The sequence below is a fragment of the Streptomyces sp. col6 genome, from assembly GCF_008042035.1.
Taxonomy (GTDB): Bacteria; Actinomycetota; Actinomycetes; order Streptomycetales; family Streptomycetaceae; genus Streptomyces.
In genome coordinates, this window is sequence record NZ_RDBL01000029.1 from 459,495 (window position 1) to 478,621 (window position 19,127).

At 73.1% G+C, this 19,127-nt stretch carries 20 protein-coding genes and 1 pseudogene; 13 read left to right on the top strand and 8 right to left on the bottom strand.

The window, feature by feature from the left end; genetic code table 11:
- Positions 1-108: 108 nt before the first annotated feature.
- From EAO73_RS31345 to EAO73_RS31380, 8 genes are all read left to right on the top strand, one after another.
- Entirely contained in the window at positions 109-1,656 is a 1,548-nt protein-coding gene (locus EAO73_RS31345) for a sensor histidine kinase (protein ID WP_147974886.1), read from the top strand.
- Positions 1,653-2,087 (top strand): roadblock/LC7 domain-containing protein, encoded by a 435-nt coding sequence (locus EAO73_RS31350; protein WP_147974887.1) that lies wholly within the window; start codon positions 1,653-1,655, stop codon positions 2,085-2,087. Before EAO73_RS31345 ends, EAO73_RS31350 begins: the two co-directional genes overlap by 4 nt.
- Entirely contained in the window at positions 2,084-2,449 is a 366-nt protein-coding gene (locus EAO73_RS31355) for a DUF742 domain-containing protein (RefSeq protein ID WP_147974888.1), read from the top strand. The genes EAO73_RS31350 and EAO73_RS31355 overlap by 4 nt, the downstream gene beginning before the upstream one ends.
- A complete protein-coding gene (locus EAO73_RS31360; RefSeq protein WP_147974889.1) occupies positions 2,430-3,092 on the top strand; it encodes a GTP-binding protein in 663 nt (220 codons plus the stop codon). Before EAO73_RS31355 ends, EAO73_RS31360 begins: the two co-directional genes overlap by 20 nt.
- Entirely contained in the window at positions 3,089-4,330 is a 1,242-nt protein-coding gene (locus EAO73_RS31365; RefSeq protein WP_147974890.1) for a cytochrome P450, read from the top strand. The genes EAO73_RS31360 and EAO73_RS31365 overlap by 4 nt, the downstream gene beginning before the upstream one ends.
- A complete protein-coding gene (locus EAO73_RS31370; RefSeq protein ID WP_147974891.1) occupies positions 4,327-5,562 on the top strand; it encodes a cytochrome P450 family protein in 1,236 nt (411 codons plus the stop codon). Before EAO73_RS31365 ends, EAO73_RS31370 begins: the two co-directional genes overlap by 4 nt.
- A 104-nt stretch (positions 5,563-5,666) precedes the next feature.
- Positions 5,667-6,785, top strand: a complete 1,119-nt coding sequence (gene serC, locus EAO73_RS31375) for a phosphoserine transaminase (RefSeq protein WP_147974892.1) — start codon at positions 5,667-5,669, stop codon at positions 6,783-6,785.
- A gap of 150 nt (positions 6,786-6,935) precedes the next feature.
- Positions 6,936-7,562 (top strand): Uma2 family endonuclease, encoded by a 627-nt coding sequence (locus EAO73_RS31380; protein ID WP_147974893.1) that lies wholly within the window; start codon positions 6,936-6,938, stop codon positions 7,560-7,562.
- A 4-nt stretch (positions 7,563-7,566) separates the two neighbouring features.
- Here the strand turns inward: EAO73_RS31380 and EAO73_RS31385 are convergent, their stop codons facing one another.
- Positions 7,567-8,064, bottom strand: coding sequence for a GNAT family N-acetyltransferase (locus EAO73_RS31385; RefSeq protein ID WP_147974894.1), 498 nt, complete (start codon positions 8,062-8,064; stop codon positions 7,567-7,569).
- A gap of 82 nt (positions 8,065-8,146) precedes the next feature.
- Here EAO73_RS31385 and EAO73_RS31390 point away from each other — a divergent pair, with 82 nt between their 5' ends.
- On the top strand, positions 8,147-8,542 hold the full coding sequence (locus EAO73_RS31390; protein ID WP_147974895.1) for a PPOX class F420-dependent oxidoreductase: 396 nt from the start codon (positions 8,147-8,149) through the stop codon (positions 8,540-8,542).
- Between the two features lie 74 nt (positions 8,543-8,616).
- Positions 8,617-13,389, top strand: coding sequence for a CHAT domain-containing protein (locus EAO73_RS31395; RefSeq protein ID WP_147974896.1), 4,773 nt, complete (start codon positions 8,617-8,619; stop codon positions 13,387-13,389).
- Positions 13,390-13,398: 9 nt separating this feature from the next.
- Here the strand turns inward: EAO73_RS31395 and EAO73_RS31400 are convergent, their stop codons facing one another.
- From EAO73_RS31400 to EAO73_RS31410, 3 genes are all read right to left on the bottom strand, one after another.
- Positions 13,399-13,593, bottom strand: a complete 195-nt coding sequence (locus EAO73_RS31400; RefSeq protein WP_147974897.1) for a hypothetical protein — start codon at positions 13,591-13,593, stop codon at positions 13,399-13,401.
- Positions 13,559-14,248: a DUF6338 family protein gene (locus EAO73_RS31405; RefSeq protein WP_147974898.1), complete on the bottom strand. Its 690-nt coding sequence runs from the start codon at positions 14,246-14,248 to the stop codon at positions 13,559-13,561. The genes EAO73_RS31400 and EAO73_RS31405 overlap by 35 nt, the downstream gene beginning before the upstream one ends.
- 93 nt (positions 14,249-14,341) lie before the next feature.
- On the bottom strand, positions 14,342-15,328 hold the full coding sequence (locus EAO73_RS31410) for an esterase-like activity of phytase family protein (protein ID WP_147974899.1): 987 nt from the start codon (positions 15,326-15,328) through the stop codon (positions 14,342-14,344).
- Here EAO73_RS31410 and EAO73_RS31415 point away from each other — a divergent pair.
- Positions 15,327-16,103, top strand: a complete 777-nt coding sequence (locus EAO73_RS31415; protein WP_191134292.1) for a GDSL-type esterase/lipase family protein — start codon at positions 15,327-15,329, stop codon at positions 16,101-16,103. The genes EAO73_RS31410 and EAO73_RS31415 overlap by 2 nt on opposite strands.
- A 73-nt stretch (positions 16,104-16,176) precedes the next feature.
- Here the strand turns inward: EAO73_RS31415 and EAO73_RS31420 are convergent, their stop codons facing one another.
- Both EAO73_RS31420 and EAO73_RS31425 read right to left on the bottom strand, forming a co-directional pair.
- Complete coding sequence (locus EAO73_RS31420; protein ID WP_147974900.1) at positions 16,177-16,551, bottom strand: DMT family transporter; 375 nt, start codon at positions 16,549-16,551, stop codon at positions 16,177-16,179.
- Positions 16,552-16,616: 65 nt separating this feature from the next.
- Complete coding sequence (locus EAO73_RS31425) at positions 16,617-16,937, bottom strand: DMT family transporter (protein WP_147974901.1); 321 nt, start codon at positions 16,935-16,937, stop codon at positions 16,617-16,619.
- Positions 16,938-17,088: 151 nt separating this feature from the next.
- Between EAO73_RS31425 and EAO73_RS31430 the strand changes: the two genes are divergently transcribed.
- Together EAO73_RS31430 and EAO73_RS31435 are read left to right on the top strand one after the other, a co-directional pair.
- Positions 17,089-17,529, top strand: a complete 441-nt coding sequence (locus EAO73_RS31430; RefSeq protein ID WP_147974902.1) for a MarR family winged helix-turn-helix transcriptional regulator — start codon at positions 17,089-17,091, stop codon at positions 17,527-17,529.
- 10 nt (positions 17,530-17,539) lie between these two features.
- Positions 17,540-17,761: pseudogene (locus tag EAO73_RS31435) on the top strand (hypothetical protein); the annotation flags it as partial.
- Here EAO73_RS31435 and EAO73_RS31440 read toward each other — a convergent pair.
- Positions 17,742-18,314 carry an HD domain-containing protein gene (locus tag EAO73_RS31440; RefSeq protein WP_147974903.1) on the bottom strand — a complete coding sequence of 191 codons (573 nt, stop codon included), beginning with the start codon at positions 18,312-18,314 and terminating at the stop codon, positions 17,742-17,744. The pseudogene EAO73_RS31435 and the gene EAO73_RS31440 overlap by 20 nt on opposite strands.
- A 73-nt stretch (positions 18,315-18,387) precedes the next feature.
- The gene (locus EAO73_RS31445) at positions 18,388-18,975 is read right to left on the bottom strand and encodes a helix-turn-helix domain-containing protein (RefSeq protein WP_147975410.1); all 588 of its coding nucleotides are present in this window, start codon (positions 18,973-18,975) and stop codon (positions 18,388-18,390) included.
- Between the last annotated feature and the right edge of the window lie 152 nt (positions 18,976-19,127).

Consider the following 19,127-nt stretch of genomic DNA (forward strand, 5'->3'; position numbering starts at 1 on the left):
GACGGGGACTTATCTGGGAATCAGCTGTTCCAGTTGTCTCGCTTGTCTCTGGTGCCACGCTCGTCCGAACCGTCCCGTCCGCCACCGTCCGCCCCCGAGGACTCCGCTTTGCGCCCATCGACCCGGCCGACCGCACTGGCCCTTCTGGTCACGGTGGCCCTCACCGCACCCCTGTGCGTGTGGGCGACCCTCGCCGCACCCGAATCGGCCGGGACCGCGGTGGCCTGGGGCTCCGGTGGAGCCGCCGTGCTGCTCGCCGCCGCCGTCGCCACCGCCGTCCACGCCCGCACTGCGGTCCGCCGGCTCCGGGAGGCGAACGCCGCCGAGAGCGGACGGTTCACCGCGGAGGTCTCCCGGATGGTGTCCGCCTCCGCCGCCGAGGCGCAGCGGTTCACCGCCGAGAGCGCCCGCGTGAAGGCCGCCGCGACCGCCGAGGCGGCGAGGGCCAAGGAGGAGGCCGAGGCCGGCACCGCCCGCCTCACCGCCGAGAACGCCCGGCTGCGGGCCCGCGCCTCGCGCGCCGAGACCGAGCGCTCCGCCGCCCTCACCGCCTGCGCCAACGCGGCCGGCCGGATGCAGGCCCTGTCCACGAGCATGCTCGCCGACCTGCGCGAGATGGAGCACCGGCACACCTCCGAGGACGTCCTGGGCGATCTGCTGCACCTGGACCACCGCACCGCCCAGGCCGGCCGCCTCGCCGACTCCATCGCCGTGCTCACCGGCGCCCGCTCCGGCCGGCGCTGGGCCAAGCCCATCGTCATGGAGTCCGTGCTGCGCGGCGCGATGGGCCGGATCAGCGGCTACCAGCGCGTCCGGCTCCACTCCACCAGCGACGTCGCCGTCGCCGGACACGCGGCCGAGGGCGTCATGCACGCCCTGGCCGAACTCCTCGACAACGCCGCGAACTTCTCGCCGCCCACCGCCGAGGTCCATGTGTACGTGGAGGAGGTCCCGGCCGGGATCGTCGTCACCGTCGAGGACAGCGGCCTGGTCATGAGCGATGTGCAGCTGCGCCGGGCCGAGCGCGCGGTCGCCACCGACGACAACGGCCTCACCGGCCTGACCGGCACCCGGCTCGGGCTCGCCGTCGTCGGCCGGCTGGCCCGCAAGCACGGCCTGACCGTCTCGTTCCGGCCCTCCGCGCGCGGCGGCACGGGCGCCCTGATGATGCTCCCGCAGGAGATCATCACCCGCGCCCCGGCCCGCACGGCCCCGGCCGTCGCGTCCGACGAGCCCGAGCCCGTCCACACCTCGGGCGCCGACCCGGCCGACCGCCGCCCCGGCCCGGCCGCTCAGCCCGACCCGGCCGACCGCCACGTCACCCCGGCCGCCGCCGCACCGCCCGCCCAGGCCGACCGCCTCGCGGCCCCCGCCCAGGAGCCCATGCGCTCCGACTCGGCATCGGAGACCACCGGCAACCTCCCCCGCTTCGGCGAGAGCGGCCTGCCCCGGCGTTCGCGCGGGCGCACCCTGGCCGCCGCCGAGGCCAGGGCGCGGGCCTCGGCCCCCGCCGACGACACGGGGAGCGCCGAAGCGGCGGACGGCTCCGCAGCCGCCGCCCCGGCAACCGATCCCAAGGCGCGGGCGGCCCGCTTCAGCAGCTTCCGCAACGCCGTACGCCCCGACTCCCCACACCCGGAAGGCAACTCCCGATGAGCGCGACCACCGACGAGAAGCTCAACTGGCTGCTGGAGGGGCTCCTCGAACGGACCCCCGGCACCCGTCACGCCCTCGTGCTGTCCAGGGACGGCCTCAAGCTGTGCCGCACACCCGAGCTCTCCGTCGACCAGGCGGACCAGCTGGCCGCGATCTCCGCCGGCATCCAGAGCCTGTCCCACGGCGCGTCCGTGGAGTTCGGCAACGGCAGCGGCGGCGTCCGCTCCGCCATGGCCGAGTTCTACGGCGGCATCCTGTTCATCGTGGAGGCGGGCGCGGGCGCCCATCTCGCGGTCGTCGCCGCCGAGAGCGCCGACGTGGGCCTGGTCGGCCACAACATGAGCGAGCTCGTCGAACAGCTCGGCGAGCACCTGGTCGCCCCGCCCCGCGAACCCGCCGAGGCCGCCGCCGGCCGGGGCACGGCCGTATGACGCCGCGCCCACGACCCGGCAGGGACGAGGACCCCGACCGGCTCTACACCCTCACCGGTGGCCGCACCCGGTCCGACTCCGCCGCCTTCGACCTGGTCACGCTGGTGGTCTCCGAGTGCGAGCCGGCCCCCGGCATGCAGTCGGAGCACGTGGCGATCCTGCGGATGTGCGAACGGCCCACCGCCGTCGTCGAGATCGCCGCCACCCTCGACCTGCCCGTCAGCATCGTGCGCATCCTGCTGTGCGATCTGCTCGACACCGGCCGGATCAGCGCCCGCCACCCGCGTACCGCACGCGTATCGGACCGGCTTCCGGCCCCCGACATCCTGGAACAGGTGCTCGTTGGACTCCGCAACCTCTGACCGTGCCGCCCTGCAGGCGACGGCCGACAACGGACTGAAGATAGTCGTGGTCGGCGGCTTCGGGGTCGGCAAGACCACCATGGTCCGATCCGTGAGCGAGATCCGTCCGCTCAACACGGAGGAGACGATGACCCGCGCGGGCGAGGTGGTCGACCACCTCGACGGCGTGCGGTCCAAGACGTCCACCACGGTCGCCTTCGACTTCGGCCGGATCAGCCTCGACGAACGCTCGGTGCTGTACCTGTTCGGCGCGCCCGGCCAGGAGCGCTTCTGGTTCCTGTGGGACCGGCTGTTCTCCGGCACCCTGGGCGCCGTCGTCCTCGTCGACACCCGGCGCCTCGCCGACTCCTGGTACGCCATTGACCGGCTGGAGCACCACGGCACACCGTTCATCGTCGCGTGCAACGACTTCGGCGGCCCGCTCCACACCGAGCAGCAGATCCGGGAGGCGCTCGACATCTCCGCGGACGTCCCGCTCGTGGAGTGCGACGCGCGCGACCGGTCCTCCAGCAAGTACGTGCTGATCACGCTGGTCGAGCACCTGCACCGCCTCTCGGCGGCCCGTACGGGGAACACCCCCGCGCCCGCCGAAGGCGCCCCCGCCCTGACCCCGGAGCCCACCCCCCCGGAGCCCACCCCGTGACCCAGTGCCCCCACGCGGCGGCCGCCGGAGCCGTACCGCTGTCCGGCCCCCGCTTCCAGGCCGAACCGGCGCAGCTGTACCGGGAGATCAGGCGCGATCACGGGCCGGTCGCCCCGATCACGCTGCCCGGCGACATCCCCGCCTGGCTCGTCCTCGGCTACCGCGAGCTGCACCAGGTCACCGGCGACGCGGCCCTCTTCAGCCGCGACTCGCAGCTGTGGAACCAGTGGGACGCGATCCCCGAGAACTGGCCGCTGATGCCGATGATCAGCCGGACCCAGCCGTCGATCCTCTACACGGTCGGCGAACGCCACAGCCGCCGCGCCGCCGTGATCTGCGACGCGCTGGAGGCCACGAACCCCTTCGAACTCCGCAAGAGCACCGAGGAGTTCGCGGACGAGCTGATCGACGCGTTCTGCGCGGCCGGTTCGACCGACCTGATCGCCGACTACGCGATGCTGCTTCCCGTACGGGTCATGGCGAAGCTCTACGGGTTCTCCGACGACAAGGGCCCCGCCCTCGTCACCGCGATGAACGACATGATCAACGGCGGGCCCACCGCGCTGGCCGGCCAGCGGCACATCGCCACCTCCGTGTACGCGCTGCTGGCCGAGCGGCGCGCGGAGCCCGGCGACGACGTCGCGTCCCGGATGCTCTCCAACACCGCCGGGTTCACGGACGAGGACGTGGCCCGGGACCTCATGGTGATGATGGCCGCCGGGCACCAGCCGACCGCCGACTGGATCGGCAACTCGCTGCGCCTGATGCTCACCGACGACCGCTTCGCCGCCTCGCTCTCCGGCGGCCGGCACAGCGTCGGCGAGGCCATGAACGAGGTGCTGTGGGAGGACACCCCCAGCCAGAACATCGCCGGGCGCTGGGCGGCCCGCGACACCCACCTGGGCGGCCGCCACATCAAGGCCGGCGACCTGCTCGTGCTCTCCCTCGCCGGGGCCAACGCCGACCCCCAGGTGCGGACCGACGGCTCCACGCTCACCGGCGGCAACAACGCGTTCTTCTCCTTCAGCCACGGTGACCACCGCTGCCCGTTCCCGGCGCAGGAGACCGCCGAGGTCATCGCCCGTACGGCCATCGAGGTCATCCTCGACCGGCTGCCCGACGTCGACCTCGCCGTCCCCGCCGAGCAGTTGACCCGGCGCCCCTCCCCCTGGCTGCGCGGCCTGACCGACCTGCCCGTGAGCTTCACGCCCACCCCCGCACTTGGAGGCCCCCGATGACCGCCACCACCCCCGAGCAGGACACCGGCCGCATCGTCCTCGACCCCCTTGTCTCCGACCTCGCGGGCGAGAGCGCGCGGCTGTACGCGGCCGGGCCGCTGGCCCGGGTCGAGCTGCCGGGCGGGGTGCCCGTCTACACGGTCACCCACTACGCCGAGGCGAAGGCGCTGCTCACCGACAGCCGCCTGGTCAAGGACATCAACGTGTGGGGCGCCTGGCAGCGCGGCGAGATCCCGCCCGACTGGCCGCTGATCGGCCTGGTCAACCCGGGCCGCACCATGCTCACGGCCGACGGCGCCGAGCACCGCAGGCTGCGCGGCCTGGTCGCGCAGGCGCTCACCGTGCGGCGGGTGGAGCGGCTGCGCGAGGGCATCGAGGCGCGGACGGAGGTGCTGCTGGACCGCCTGGAGGAGCACACGGCGGGCGACATGGTCGACCTGAAGGCGGAGTTCGCGTACCCGCTGCCGATGAACGTCATCAGCGAGCTGATGGGCATCGACTCGGCGGACCTGCCCCGGATGAAGGAACTCTTCGACAAGTTCTTCTCCAACATGACGCCCCGCGCCGAGGTGCCGCGGATGATGGCGGACATCCACGCGCTGTTCTCGCGCATCCTGGACGAGAAGAAGGCGTCCCCGGCCGACGACCTGACCGGGGCGCTGCTCGTGGCGTCCGAGGACGGGGACCACCTCACCGACGAGGAGATCCTCAACACCCTCAAGCTGATCATCGCGGCCGGCCACGAGACGACGATCAGCCTCATCGTGAACGCCGTGGTCGCCCTGGAGAGCCACCCGGAGCAGCGGCGCGCGGTGCTGGCCGGCGAGGTGGGCTGGGACGCGGTGATCGAGGAGACGCTGCGCTGGTCGGCACCGACCTCGCACATCCTCATCCGGTTCGCGACGGAGGACATCACGGTCGGCGACCGGGTGCTGCCGAAGGGCGAGGGCGTCATGACCTCGTTCGCGGCCATCGCGCACGACGAGGACCAGTGGGGTGAGACGGCGACGGAGTTCGACGTCACCCGCTCCCCCAACCGCCACATCTCCTTCGGTCACGGCCCGCACGTCTGCCCCGGCGCCGCGCTGTCCCGCCTGGAGGCGGCGGTCGCGCTGCCCGCACTGTACGCCCGCTTCCCGGACCTGTCGCTGGCCGTCCCGGCCGCGGAGCTGCGCAACAAGCCGATCGTCACGCAGAACGACCTCTACGAACTCCCGGTCACGCTGCGCTGACACCGTACGTACGGATGTTCCTCCGACGACCACGAGTCGGAACCCCTGTCTCATCGGACGGACAGGGTGCGTAGCCGCAGCGGCGAGCGGCTACGCTCCGACTCGTGGCCGACATCCAGATTCCCGCTGACATCAAGCCCGCCGACGGGCGCTTCGGCGCCGGTCCCTCCAAGGTGCGGACGGAGGCGCTCGACGCGCTGGCCGCCACCGGAACCTCTCTGCTCGGTACGTCCCACCGCCAGGCCCCGGTGAAGAACCTGGTCGGCGCGGTGCGCGAGGGCGTGCGCGACCTCTTCTCCCTCCCCGAGGGCTACGAGGTGATTCTCGGCAACGGCGGCTCCACCGCCTTCTGGGACATCGCGACGCACGGCCTGATCGAGTCGAAGTCCCAGCACCTCAACTTCGGCGAGTTCTCGTCGAAGTTCGCGAAGGCCGCCAAGCTCGCCCCGTGGCTGGCCGACCCGACCGTCATCGCCTCCGACCCGGGCACCCACCCGGACCCGCAGGCCGAGGCGGGCGTCGACGTCTACGCGTTCACGCACAACGAGACCTCGACCGGTGTCGCGGCTCCCGTCAAGCGGGTCGCGGGCGCGGACGAGGGCTCCCTCGTCCTGGTGGACGCCACCTCCGGCGCGGGCGGCCTGCCCGTCGACATCGCGGAGACGGACGTCTACTACTTCGCCCCGCAGAAGTCCTTCGCCTCCGACGGCGGCCTCTGGATCGGCGTGTTCTCGCCTGCCGCCCTGGAGCGCGCGGCCCGGATCCACGCCTCGGGCCGGCACATCCCGGAGTTCTTCTCGCTGCCCACGGCGATCGACAACTCCCTGAAGAACCAGACGTACAACACCCCGGCGCTCGCCACGCTCTTCCTGCTGAACGAGCAGCTGACGTGGATGAACACCCAGGGCGGCCTGGACTTCACGACCGGCCGCACGGCCGCCTCCTCGGGCCACCTCTACGGCTGGGCCGAGGAGTCCAAGTACGCGACCCCGTTCGTCACCGACCCGGCCAAGCGCTCGCAGGTCATCGGCACGATCGACTTCGCCGACGAGATCGACGCCTCCGCGATCGCCAAGGTGCTGCGTGCCAACGGCATCGTCGACACCGACCCGTACCGCAAGCTGGGCCGCAACCAGCTCCGCGTGGCGATGTTCCCGGCCATCGACCCGTCGGACGTCCAGGCCCTGACGGCCTGCATCGACTACGTGATCGAGAAGCTGTAGCCCGTACGCCCCGGAACGGCCCTGCGCACCGCGAGGTGTGCGGGGCCGTTTCTGCTTCACTCGACCGTGTGGCATATGCCAGACACACGACCCGGCGCCGTTCCGCCCTACGATGATGGTCTCGACACCAGCCATTCCAGGAGGCCCGCAATGTCTGCATCAGCAGTCGAGCACCCCTGTGACGATGGACCGGAGCCCCTGCTCGTCACGGCCAACCGGCTCGCCGAGCAGAATCCCGGCCATCGCGTCGAGATCATCGGAGGCGTCATCACCGTGGCCCCACCCCCGGACGGCCCGCACGCCCGCGCTCTGACCAAGCTCATGCGTCCATTCATCGCGGCCGGACTCGATGACGGGGAGACGGCGGTCCTCCAAGGCATCGGCCTGTGGCTGCCGGGCGGCCCCGAGGACTACGCGGTCCCCGATCTCGCCCTGGTGGACGCGGACTTCGACGAACACCTGATCAAGAACAACAGTTACGACCCGGCCGTCTTCCGCCTGGTCCTGGAGGTCACCTCCAGCAACTACACCAGCGACCTGCGGCACAAGGTCGCCGCGTACGCCGAGGCCAAGATCCCCGTCTACGTGATCCTCGACCGGAAGCACGGCCGCGTCCACGTCCTTACGGAACCGCTGGGCAGCTCGTACGACCGCCATGAGGTGTACGCCCCCGGCCAGCAGGCGCCGCTGCCCGCCTCGATCGGGGCCGAGGTGAGCCTCGATGTCGCCGAGCTGATCGATGCGGGCCGGGCCAAGCCCCGTACGCCGGACGCCTGAGGCCCTAACCCAGCGCCCACCGCTCCTCGCCGTCCTCCCACTCCCCCGTCCGTGCCAGGCCCGCCCCGGTGGCCACGGCGGCGGAGGCCGTGTGTTCGGGGTGGATGTGGGCGATCACGGTCCGTACGCCGGTCTCCCTGAGGTGCGCGACCAGGCCCCCGGCCGCCTCCCGGGCGTAGCCGCGTCCCTGCCAGGGGACGCCCACCACCCAGGCGATCTCGGCGCGGTCGCCGCGCACCGTGGCCTGCACGTACCCCACGAGGCCGTCCCCGGCCCGCAGTACCCAGTTGCACCACAGCTCCTCCCGGTCCGGCGACCCGGCCGTCTGGCGTACGTACCGGGCGCGCAGGGCGTCCGGTGTCTCCGGAGCGCCCCCGGTGAAGGTGTGCAGGGCGGGATCGGACAGCACGGCGGCCATCTCGTCCGCGTACTCCACCCGCAGGGGCAGGGCGTCGAGGCGGGGCGTGGCGAAGGGCGCGGGGCCGCGGAAATCGGTCGTCATGATCCGGGGACCCTACGCGAATCGGCGGCCCGGTGTCCGCTGCCCGGATGAGCACGGGCCCGTACCGGCGGACCATGGAGGCATGGATACGATCCCGCAGCTCAAGCCCTATGTGAGGCAGTACACCGTCCTGCTGAGCACGCGGCGGCAGGACGGGACGCACGCCGACACCCCGGTGCACATCGCGGTCGAGGGCGACCACGCCTACATCCGGACGTTCTCCTCGGCGTGGAAGGTCGAGCGGATGCGCAACCACCCGAGGGTGCGGATCGGCCCGTGCACCGTACGCGGCCGGCCGACCGGGCCACAGATCGAGGCCCACGCACGCCTTCTCCCGGCCGGTTCGAAGGAGAACACGCACGCGTCCCGGATGCTGTCCCGCAAGTACCCGGCCACCCAGGGCGTGCTCGTCCCGCTGACCCACCGGCTCAAGCGGGACCGGACCCTGCACTACGAGATCCGGCCGGTCGAGCCCTGACCCCAAGTTCCCTTCGTGGTAGGTAGGTTGAAGGTGTTGCCGGCCGACGGGGATGTGATGACAGGGAACGTACGGTGAGCGCCGGGACCGCCGCGCGCCTCCTGCTCGGTCAGTCCGCCCGCGCGGAGACCGATGCCCGCGCCCTGGAATGGTTCCTCGGCCCCGAGGCGCAGGCGGCGGCCGACGAGGTGCGGGCCGCCGTCGTCCTGCCCGACAACACCCCCTGGCCGCCCGGGGCCCTCGCCCTCGGCCACACCGAGTGGTGCCGCTTCCTCGCGGCGCAGGAGGCCGACCCGGCGTCGCTCGGGGCCGCGGTGCTGTGGTTCCTGGCGGTGGACGGGCAAGACCCCGGGCAACTGCCGCAGGACCTGCGCCCGTTGTACGCCCTGCTGAGGGGCGCGCCGGGCGGCGCGGCGACCGAGCCCGGCCACGCGTACGAGGCGGCCATCGGGATGACCGTGCTGTTCCAGCAGGGCCGTGCCGAGGGCGCCCTCCCGTACACCGAGATCCTGTTACGGCACGCCGCCGCGGCCTTCGGCGACGGCAGCCTCGAACAGGGCACCTGCCTCTCCGACCTGGGGCTCGTTCTCTTCTACGGGGCCCAGACCGGCGGCGAGCAGCACGCGCTCACCGCCGCCGTCGGGGTCGGCCGCGCCGCCGTCGTCTGCGCCCCGGGCAACGAGGACGAGCAGGCCCGCAGGCACGGCAACCTGGGCCACACCCTGCGCCACTGGGCCGCGGCGAACGGCGACCACGACGCCATGCGGGAAGCGGTCGCCGAGCTGCGGAAGGCGGTGGAGCTCACCACCTGGAACAACCCGTTCCGTCCCCAGTTCGGCGCCACCCTCGGCTCGGCCCTGTGCTCCGCGGCGAAGCTCCTGGCCGATCCCGCGCTCCGCCGCGAGGGCGTCACCCGGCTGCGCGAGGCGCTGGCGGAACCGGACACCGCGCTGTCGAGCCGGGCCTCGTTCCTCTCCGACCTGGGCGTCGCCCTGGTCCAGGGCGCCCCGGAGAACGGGGACCGCACCGAGGAGTACGAAGAGGGCCTCGCCCTCTGCCGCGAGGCGGCGGCGACGGCCCCCAACCCGTACGAGCGCACGGTGTACCGCAGCAACCTCGTCCTGATCATGGGCAGTTACTCCTCCCGCATCGGCGACCGCCGCGTACTGGAGGAGGCGTGCGAGATCGCCCGGGAGACCCTGGCCGGCACACCGGACGGGCATCCGTTCCGCGCCCAGGGGCACTCGTCGCTCGCCCGCCTGCTGGGCGCGCGGCACACCGTCTCGGGCCGGCAGGACGACCTGGAGCAGGCCGTCGACCACGCCCGCCTCGGGCTGGAAGGCCTGCCCGCCGACGACTTCGGCCGACGGGTGACGCACGCCGACGGACTGGCCGATCTGCTGTCCAACCGTGCCCGCCGGCCCGCCGGTGCGGACGTCCCGGCGGCCCTGCCCCAGTGCCTCGCGCTCATCCGTGCCCTGGCCTCGGACCTTCCGGCCCGCTCGGCCCTGCGGGCGCGTGCCCTGCGGGCGCTCGGGAGCTGCCTGCGGGGATCGGGCGACCCGGCCGACCTCGACGAGGCCGTCGACTGCTTCCACAAGTGCCTCGCCCTGCCCGCCCCCGACGACGGCTTCCGGGCCACCACGCGCTTCGCCCTCGGCACGGTGCTGGCCCAGCGCGCGGGGGCGGACGAGGGCGCGTGGCGGCAGGGCGCCGAGGAGATGCGCCGGGCGCTCGGCCTGTTCGCGGCCGACGACCCGGCGTACTGGGAGTGCCATACGGAATACGTGACGGCCCTCATCACACGGGGCGACGTGACGACGGGTACCGACCTGTACGAGGAGGCGGTGCGCCACGTACGCGAGGAGCTGGAGCGTGCTCCCCTCTCCCGGTCCAGGGAGTCCGTGCGCCGGTCCAACCTCGGCGTCTGCCTGGTGAAGGTCGCCCTGCGCGCCGGCCGGCCCGAACTCCTCACCGAAGCCGTGGCCGCCCACCGCGAGGCCATGGCCCTGTCCTCGCCCGACGACTTCCTCCACGCGCACCAGCGCACCTGCTTCGGGGAGGCCCTGCTGGCCCGCGCCGAGTTCTGCTCGGACACCGAAGCACTGCGGGAGGGCGTCGAGGTGCTGCGCGGGGCCGTGGCCGTCTCCGACGAGGAGACGTACGGCGGGGCCACCTGCCGCACCGCGCTCGGGGACGCCCTGCGCAACCTCGCCCGGCTCTCCGCCGACCCCGCCCCGCTGGAGGAGGCCGTCCGCTGGCACCGGGAGGCACTGGTGATGGCGTCGGGGCCGCCGGAGCCCGTGACCCTGCTCGGCCTCGCGAACAGCCTGGGAGCCCTGCACCGCCACACGCGCGACGTGCGCCACAGCGACGAGGCCATCTTCCAGTTCCGCGCCGCCCTGGCCGCGCTGAGCCCCGAGACCGCGGAGCTGCGGGGCTCCATCCTCACCAGCCTGGGCTACATCCAGTGGAGCCGGGCCCGGCACACCGGCGACGAACTCCTCATGGACGCCGCCGTCGACACCTTGCGCGAGGCCGTGTCCTGCACGCCCCGGGCCCGGATCAGCATGACGCTCACCAACCTGGGCAGCGCCCTCATGGACCGCAGCCGCCGCACCGGCGACCGCACCTGGCTGGCCGAGGCGGTGACGGTGCTGCGGAGGGCGCTGAGCGAGTCCCTGCCCGCGGCCATGGACCGCTCCCTGCACCTGAACAACCTGGCCGAGGCGCTGCGCCAGTGGGACGCGCTCACCGGTGACACGGCGGCCACCGGCGAGGCGATGGCCCTGCTGCGCGCGGCCATCGCCGTGGAGCACGGCGACCTCGAAGGCGGTGAGGGGGCCTCGATCAACCTGGCGGACATGCTGATCAACCAGGCGCAGGCCACCGACGACCTGCCCACCGCGGCGGAGGCCCGCCGGCTCCTGGAGGACGTGGTGGCCCGGCTCGGCGAGCGCCACCCCTCACGCTTCTTCGCGCTGCAGAAGCTCACCGTGGCCTGTCAGGTCTTCGCCCACCTCTGCGGCGACCCGTCCGCACCAAAGGCCCGTCAGGCATGGGAGCGGGCGGCCGCGGCCGCTGGGGAGTCCCTGGTCGGCATGGCCGAGGGCGACCCCAACCACGCCCTCTCCCAGACCCTGCTGGCCATGACCCAGCTGAACCGCCATGCCGCGGGCGAACCGGTCGACCTGGCGGAAGTGATCCGCGTCGCCCGCGACGGCGCCCGCAATCCGGCCGCCCACGGTGTGACCCGGGTCCAGGCCGCCCACGGCTGGGGGCTGGCCGCCGTCCGGGCGGGCGACCGCGCGGAGGCGCTGGAGGGATACGCGTACGCCGTGGGCCTGCTGCCCGGCATCGCCCCGCGCGGCCTGGCCCGCATCGACCAGGAGGCCCGGCTGACCAGCGGTGAGGGCGTGGCGAGCGACGCCGCCGCGCTGGCGATCGACGCGGGCCGGCCGGACTACGCGCTCACCCTGCTGGAACAGGGGCGGGGCGTGCTGCTGGGCCAGGGCCTGGAGGACCGGGCCGACGTGTCGCGGCTGCGCGAGCTGGACCCCGTCCGCGCGGCGGAGTTCGAGCGCGTCCGCGACGAGCTCAGCGCGCCGCCGCCGCTCTCCCCCACCCAGGACGCGCACCGGGCGGGCGAGATCGCCGAGGCCCGGCACGCCCTGGCCGCCCGCTGGAGCCGGCTCCTCGCGGAGGTACGCGAACTGCCCGGCCTGGACGGCTTCCTGCGCCCGCCCGCCGTACCGGAGCTGGTCGCCGCCGCCGACGGCGGACCCGTGGTGGTGGTCAACGTCAGCGGCCACCGCTGCGATGCCCTGATCGTGACCGCGGGCGCCGGGATCGACGTGGTCCCGCTGCCCGGACTCGCCCTGGAGGCGGTCATCGGGCGGGTGGCCGAGTTCGTCGACGGCATCGAGACCGCGTACGGCGCCAACGGCGTGGACGAGGCCGTGGCCATGATGGGCACCCTCTCCGACACCCTCACCTGGCTCTGGAACACGATCGCCGCCCCTGTCCTCACCCGCCTCGGTCTCCACACCACCCCGGCCGCCGGTGAGCCCTGGCCCCGGCTGTGGTGGTGTCCGACCGGCTGGCTGTCCTTCCTGCCGCTGCACGCGGCCGGGCGCGGCGGCCGGGACTCCGGCACCTGGGTCATGGACCGTGCCGTGTCCTCGTACACCCCGACCCTGCGCGCCCTGGTCCGCGCCCGCGCCGGGCTCACCGCCGGTGCCCGGGTCCGTGCGCGGCCCCGGCCGCTCGTCGTGGCGCTCGCCGAGACGCCGGGGGCCTCACCGCTGCCCGGTGTCGTCCGGGAGGTGGAGGTGCTGGCGGAGCTGTTCCCGGGCGGGCGGCTGATGTCCGGGCCCGAGGCCACGGTGGCGGCGGTCGGCGGGGCGCTCGAAGCGCATCCCTGGGTCCACTTCAGCTGTCACGGGGTCAGCGAGCCGCTCACCCCGTCACGGAGCGGGCTCGTCCTGTACGACGGCCGCCTCACCGTGTCGGATGTCGCCACCCGGCGCCCGGGGAACCCGGAACTGGCCGTGCTGTCCGCCTGTTCCGCTTCGCAGGGCGGCATCGAGCTGTCCGACGAGGCGGTGCAGCTGGCCGCGTCCTTCCAGCTGGCCGGGTATCCACATGTGATCGGGACCCTGTGGCCCATCGCGGACAAGCTGGCGACGCACCTCACCGAGGAGCTGTACACCGCGCTCGCCGAGGACGTGGCCCGGGGCCGCCCACTCGACCCGGCCGCCGCCCTGCACCGCCCGGTCAGGGCCCTGCGCGACCGCTACGCGCGCGCCCCGCACCTGTGGGCGGCGCACATCCACTCCGGGCCGTGAGCGGGACGCTCAGGGCGCGTCCGGCTCCCCCGGCGGCAGCGGCTCCCCCAGCTCGCCCATGACCGACCCCGAGGGGCCCTGCGGCAGTTCGTCGGGCTCGGCCAGGCCGTCGGTGGGGTGGTAGGTCCTGCGGAAGGAGAACTCGTCGACCAGGGCCGCGAGTTCGTCATCACTGTCCGGACTGCCCGGTTCCTGATCGCTCACCCTCGTCCGCTCCTCTCACCACCGGCCGCTGCCGCGCGGGCGGCAGCAGCACCTCCAGTACGTCGATGTCGGCCGCCCGTACGTACACGCCCCCGGTCCCGGGCACCCGGCCCAGGAAGCGGCCGTCGGCCCCCATCCGGTACTGGGCCTCCAGATAGAGGTCCCCGCTCTGCGGATACGCCGAGACGGCGGACCGGGAGCCCAGCCAACCGCCCACCCACAGCCCGCTCTTGAGCCGTACGCGCACGAAGCAGGAGCCGCGTCCGCTGAAGAGCGCGTCCCAGGCGGTCGGCGTCGGCTCGTACCGGGCCCGCGCGTGCCGCCGCTGCAGGACCGCCTCCGCCCAGGCGAGCGCGGACGGCACGGCGACGATCAGCAGCAGCGCGGCGAGACCCGCCTGCCGGGGCTGCCGGGACACCGCGGCGAGGGGCCCGTCCCCGTCCCCCAGCAGCAGCCCGAGCAGCCAGGGCCCGGCGGCCACCACGTACAGGGTGTCGAGCAGGGCGCCCGCGGCGATGGCGCGCACCAGACGGTTCTGCGGCTCCTGTTCGGTGGCGAGCGGGCCGCGCAGCCGTTCCCGCGCGGCCTGGTAGAAGACGCCGGGCAGCACGAGGATCAGCAGGATGGTCAGCTGCTGCACCGTTCCCGGGACCATCGTGGTGCCGCACCCCCGTGCCGTGTACGTGCCCGAACCCTGCCGCCCCAGGATGACGCACCGGGCGGCCCCGCGTCAGCGGATCGGGCCGCCTCAGCCCTTGCGGCGGCGCCGGCCGAGGAAGAGCACCAGGGCGAACGCGGCGAGCACGATGCCGCCGGTCAGCGTGGTGCCCTTCGCCGGGATTCCGTTCCCGTCGGCCGTGTCCTTCGTCCCACCGTCCCGGTGCGCGGCTCCGCCGCCGCCCCCGTCCCCGCTCTTCTCCAGGTCCACCCGCACGACACTGCTCTGCTCGCCCTCGGAGCCGTACATCAGGGCGGAGCCGTCCGCCGTGAACGTCACGGACTCGGACTGCGGGAGCAGCGGCGACTCGACGTCGTAGTCCTTGCCGAGGCGGCCGTTGGCGAAGGCGTAGCCGCGGGCGCTGAAGTAGGAGCGCAGGACCAGCTCCTTGCCGTCCGGCGAGAAGGCGCCGTCGGTCACCCAGGGGACTTCCCCGACCCTCCGGAAGATGTTGTCGCCGCCGGTGGTGAGCTTCGCGGGGCCCTCGTACAGGCCGCCGCCGTCCTCGTTCTTGGACGCGATGTAGACGCGCCCGGTCCTGGGGTGGACCATCAGCGCCTCCGCGTTGCGCGCCCCGTCGGCGTACTTCACGTCGAACTGGGTGGCCCGGACCGTCGCGTCCTTGAGCACCTTCGGCTCGGGGAAGCGGTAGATCCAGACGTGGTCCCAGCTGCCGTTGAGGTTGTCGCCGATGTCACCGACGTACACGTTGCCGTCCGGGCCGATCGAGATGGCCTCCACGTCGCGCGGCTGCCCGACGCCCTTCATGGTGATCGTCGCGACGGTCTTGCCCGTACGGGAATCGACGGCGAACACGTAGGGGCCGTCGTCGCTGTCGTTGTGCGTCCAGTAGATGCCGGGGTGGGCGCGGCTGGCGGCGAGGCCGCTGGACTCGGTGATCCGGGGGTCCTCGATCGTGAAACTCCGGTCGGCTCCGTCGTCGTCGGCGAGCGCCGGGGCTGCGGCGAGGGCGAGGAGTGCGGCGGCGCCGAGGGCGGCCAGTCGGTACGAACGCATGGCACAAGTGTCCATCGTCACCTACCGGCCCGTAGCCAAGATCGGCCATGATGGCGCCATGCGTTTCATGTGTGTCGGCGATTCCATGACCATCGGGCGCGCCGGCGACTTCACGTGGCGCTACCGCCTGTGGCAGCACCTGGAAGCGGTGCCCGACGGCCCGCACACCCTGGTCGGCCCGCGTACGGAGCTGTACGACGCGGAAACTGGCACCGCCTCCTCGTCCGCGTACGCCGCCGCCTTTCCGCCCGCCGCGCGCCGCCACCTGGCGGGCTGGGGCGAGGGCTGGCTGCACATGGCCCCGGTGATCGCGGACACGGTCACCGCGCACCGCCCGGACATCCTGCTCGTCTCGCTCGGCCTGATAGACCTCGGCTTCTACACGGACAGCGGCCAGACGGCGGAGAACGTCCGCGCCTTCCTGACGGCGGCCCGCGAGGCGAACCCGCACATCCGCGCCGTCCTCCTCCCGGTCATCCCGAACATCCGCGCGGAGACGGACGCCCCCTTCGCCACGGAGTGCGCCCGCTTCAACGAACTCCTGGCCAAGGCGGTGGCCGACCTCGACACCCCCGGCTCCCCCCTCCTCCTGGCCTCGCACCCTCCGGCGTACGACATCCACACCGACACGTACGACGGCACCCACCCGGGCCCCACAGGCGAACACCACCTGGCCGCGGCCTTCGCGAACGCGATGCACCAGGCGTGGGGCGTGGGCGGCCCGTACGCCCCCGAGCCGGCCCACCGCGTCCCGGCGGCCTCCGGAACCCGCTGAGGCCACCGGAAGGGCGCACGCCGGAACGGCGGCCCCGGATCGCCTCCGGTGCCGCCGCCCCCACCCGGGCCGCTCACGCGGCGGCCCGCTCGCCCGCTCCCCGCACCCGGTCCGCCAGCTTCAGCCACACCACCCCCGCGATGATCAGGCCGAGCCAGCCGGACTGGGCGGGGGTGAGGCTCTCGTCGAAGAAGACCGGGCCGAGGGCCGCCGCGCCGGCCGCGCCGATGCCCGCCCAGACGGCATAGCCCGTGCCCACGTCGATCGTGCGCAGGCCCACGCTGAGCGCCCACAGCGTCAGCAGGAAGAAGACGACGGCGACCAGGGACCAGGTGAGCCGGGTGAAGCCGTGGCTGCCGCCGACGGCGAGGGCGTAGCCGATCTCGAAGACGCCGGCGAGCAGGAGCATGAACCAGGAGTTGGCGTTGGAGGGGCGGTTCGCAGACATGGCGGGACGGTCCTTTCGGAAGGAACGGATCAAAGAGTTCTCGTGGGTGGAGGAATCCGCACCGCTCACGCGGCGCCGCTGAGCTGCAGCCCGACCACCCCCGCGATGATGGCGACGATCCCGAGCGCCTTGCGCCAGCCGAGGCGCTGCCCGAAGAGCAGGGCCCCGAGCAGCGTGATGCCGACCCCGGAGACGGACGTCCACAACGCGTAGCCGACGCCGACGTCGAAGGTCAGCAGCGCCCGGCTGAGGAAGTACGTGCCCAGCGCCCCGCTGACGAGCGTCACCGTCGTCCACTTCCGGTGAGTGAAGCCCTCGGCCTTGCCGGCCGCGAGGGCGACGCCGATCTCGAAGACGACGGCGACGGCGAGGTAGACCCACTGCATGGGAGATCCCTTCATCGAGCAAGGCTCAAGTCCTTGCTTGCTCATGCAACTAAAAACACCCTGTGCGCGCCCCGTCACTGGACTCGGGGACGTCAGAAGCTTGCATGAGCATGTACTCTGCTGTCAACAGCCGCTCAGGGAGGACGCGTTCATGACCACCGCACCCCCGCACACGTCCGACCACGCCGTCTGGAACCGCATGCTCCTGCTCCACGCCCAGGTGGAACGCGAACTGGCCCTCGCCCTGCAACGCGCCAACGGCCTCGGGCTGTCGGAGTTCCGCTCCCTGGAGCACCTGCACCACTCCGACGACGGCGAACTCCGCATGCAGGACCTGGCCGAGCGGGTCGGCCTGGAGCCGTCCTCGATCAGCCGCCTGGTCGGCCGACTGGAGAAGTCCGGCTTCGCGTACAAGGACACCTGCCCGTCCGACAAGCGAGGCGTCTACGCGGTCATCACGGACGAGGGCCGCCGCCGCTACGAGTCCGCCCGCGCCACGTACGCCGAAGCCCTGTCCTCAACCCTCAACACCCTGAGCGCCACCCCGGACCTGGGCACCACGATCCAGGCAATGCGCACGGCCCGCGGCTGACGGCCCGCGCTCCCTCGCCGTCCCCGATCTGGCCGCGCGCATCCGTCAGGAACGGCACCACGACCTGGAGAGCCGGGACGGCAAGCTGATGACGCTGTTCATCTGCGCGAAGATCCTGACCCCGGACGCCCACCCCGACGACCCCCGCCTCGAACCCGCACGCCGGATGACCGCACAGATCGCGGAGGCTCTTCAGAGGTCCGGCGCGCCGGTCATGGACCGGCGCGCGTAGCGAGACCCGACGCCGCGCCGACCCGGCCCACAGCGGCAAAGATCTCCGGCGACGCCCGACGGATGAACCGCCCTACGAGGCTGTCGGCCCCGTACCGGTCCGTGATCTCCGCCACCCGCTCCTGGGCAGTCGTCGATTCGCCGTCGGGCGTTGTCGTCATGTCGCAATAGACCAGCGCATCCACCAGCAGAGGCCCATCCAGCAAGGGGAACTCCGCTTCCAACTCCTCCCGCAATCCCCGCTCCTCGGCCTCCATCCAGCCGAACGAGTGGTTCGCCACCAGCCGTGCCAGCCGCTCATCGGCACCGTGAACGTCACGAAGGAAGCGAGCGCCGTCGAGCGGATGGAATCCGGTCGCCGCGAGGCGGGGCGCGTAGCCCACATCGTGCAGCGTTGCGGCAGCCACCAGCAGATCGGCGTCCTCCCCGAGCATGTGTCCGAGACCTGCGGCGCGGCGTGCGACCCCTTGTGTGTGAGCCCACCGCCGGGGGAGCGCGGCACCGAGCTCCGCCTCTGCCACCTGCGTGGCCCAGCCCACCATCGATCCGCTCATGGCTGGGTTCATGCCCGAGCCGGCCGGACCGGAACCGTCTTCCGCAGGAGCGGCGCAGGCGGCCCCGCCCCCCTCACCCCGCAGGCTTCGCCCGGACGTGCATGCGCTCGCCCTGGGGGCCGAACAGGCTCAGGAACTCCACCGGGTCCGGGCCCGCCGCGCCCCACCAGTGCGGGGTGTGGGTGTCGAACTCGGCCGCCTCGCCCGCCGTCAGGACCAGGTCGTGGTCGCCCAGGACCAGGCGGAGGCGGCCGGAGAGGACGTAGAGCCATTCGTAGCCCTCGTGGACGCGTTGCTCGACCGGGCCGGACGGGCCCGTCGCGCCGGGCATGACCTGCTTGTACGCGTTCACGCCGCCGAGGTGGCGGGTCAGCGGGACGAAGGTCATCCCGTGGCGTTTGAAGGGGCGGAACGTGACCCGAGGATCCCCCGTGTCCGGGGCGCCCACCAGTTCGTCCAGCTGGACGCCGTACGCCTTCGCCAGGGGCAGCAGCAGCTCCAGGGTCGGTTTGCGGCCGCCCGACTCCAGGCGGGAGAGCGTGCTGAGCGAGATGCCGGTCGTCTCGCTCAGCTGCGTCAGCGTCGTCCCGCGCTCGGTGCGCAGCGCCCGCAGGCGGGGGCCGACGCCGGTCAGGACGGCCGCCAGGTCGTCGTCCGCCAGGGGGCCGTCACCGCGTTCCTTCGCTGCCATGCCTCCATTTGCCGACCCGGCAACGCCCCTTGTCAACCGGAGCGCGCCACCGACCCGGCCACCCGCCGCCAACCAGCGCCGCGCCGACCCACCGACCGCAGCCACCCAGCGCCCCGGCCAAC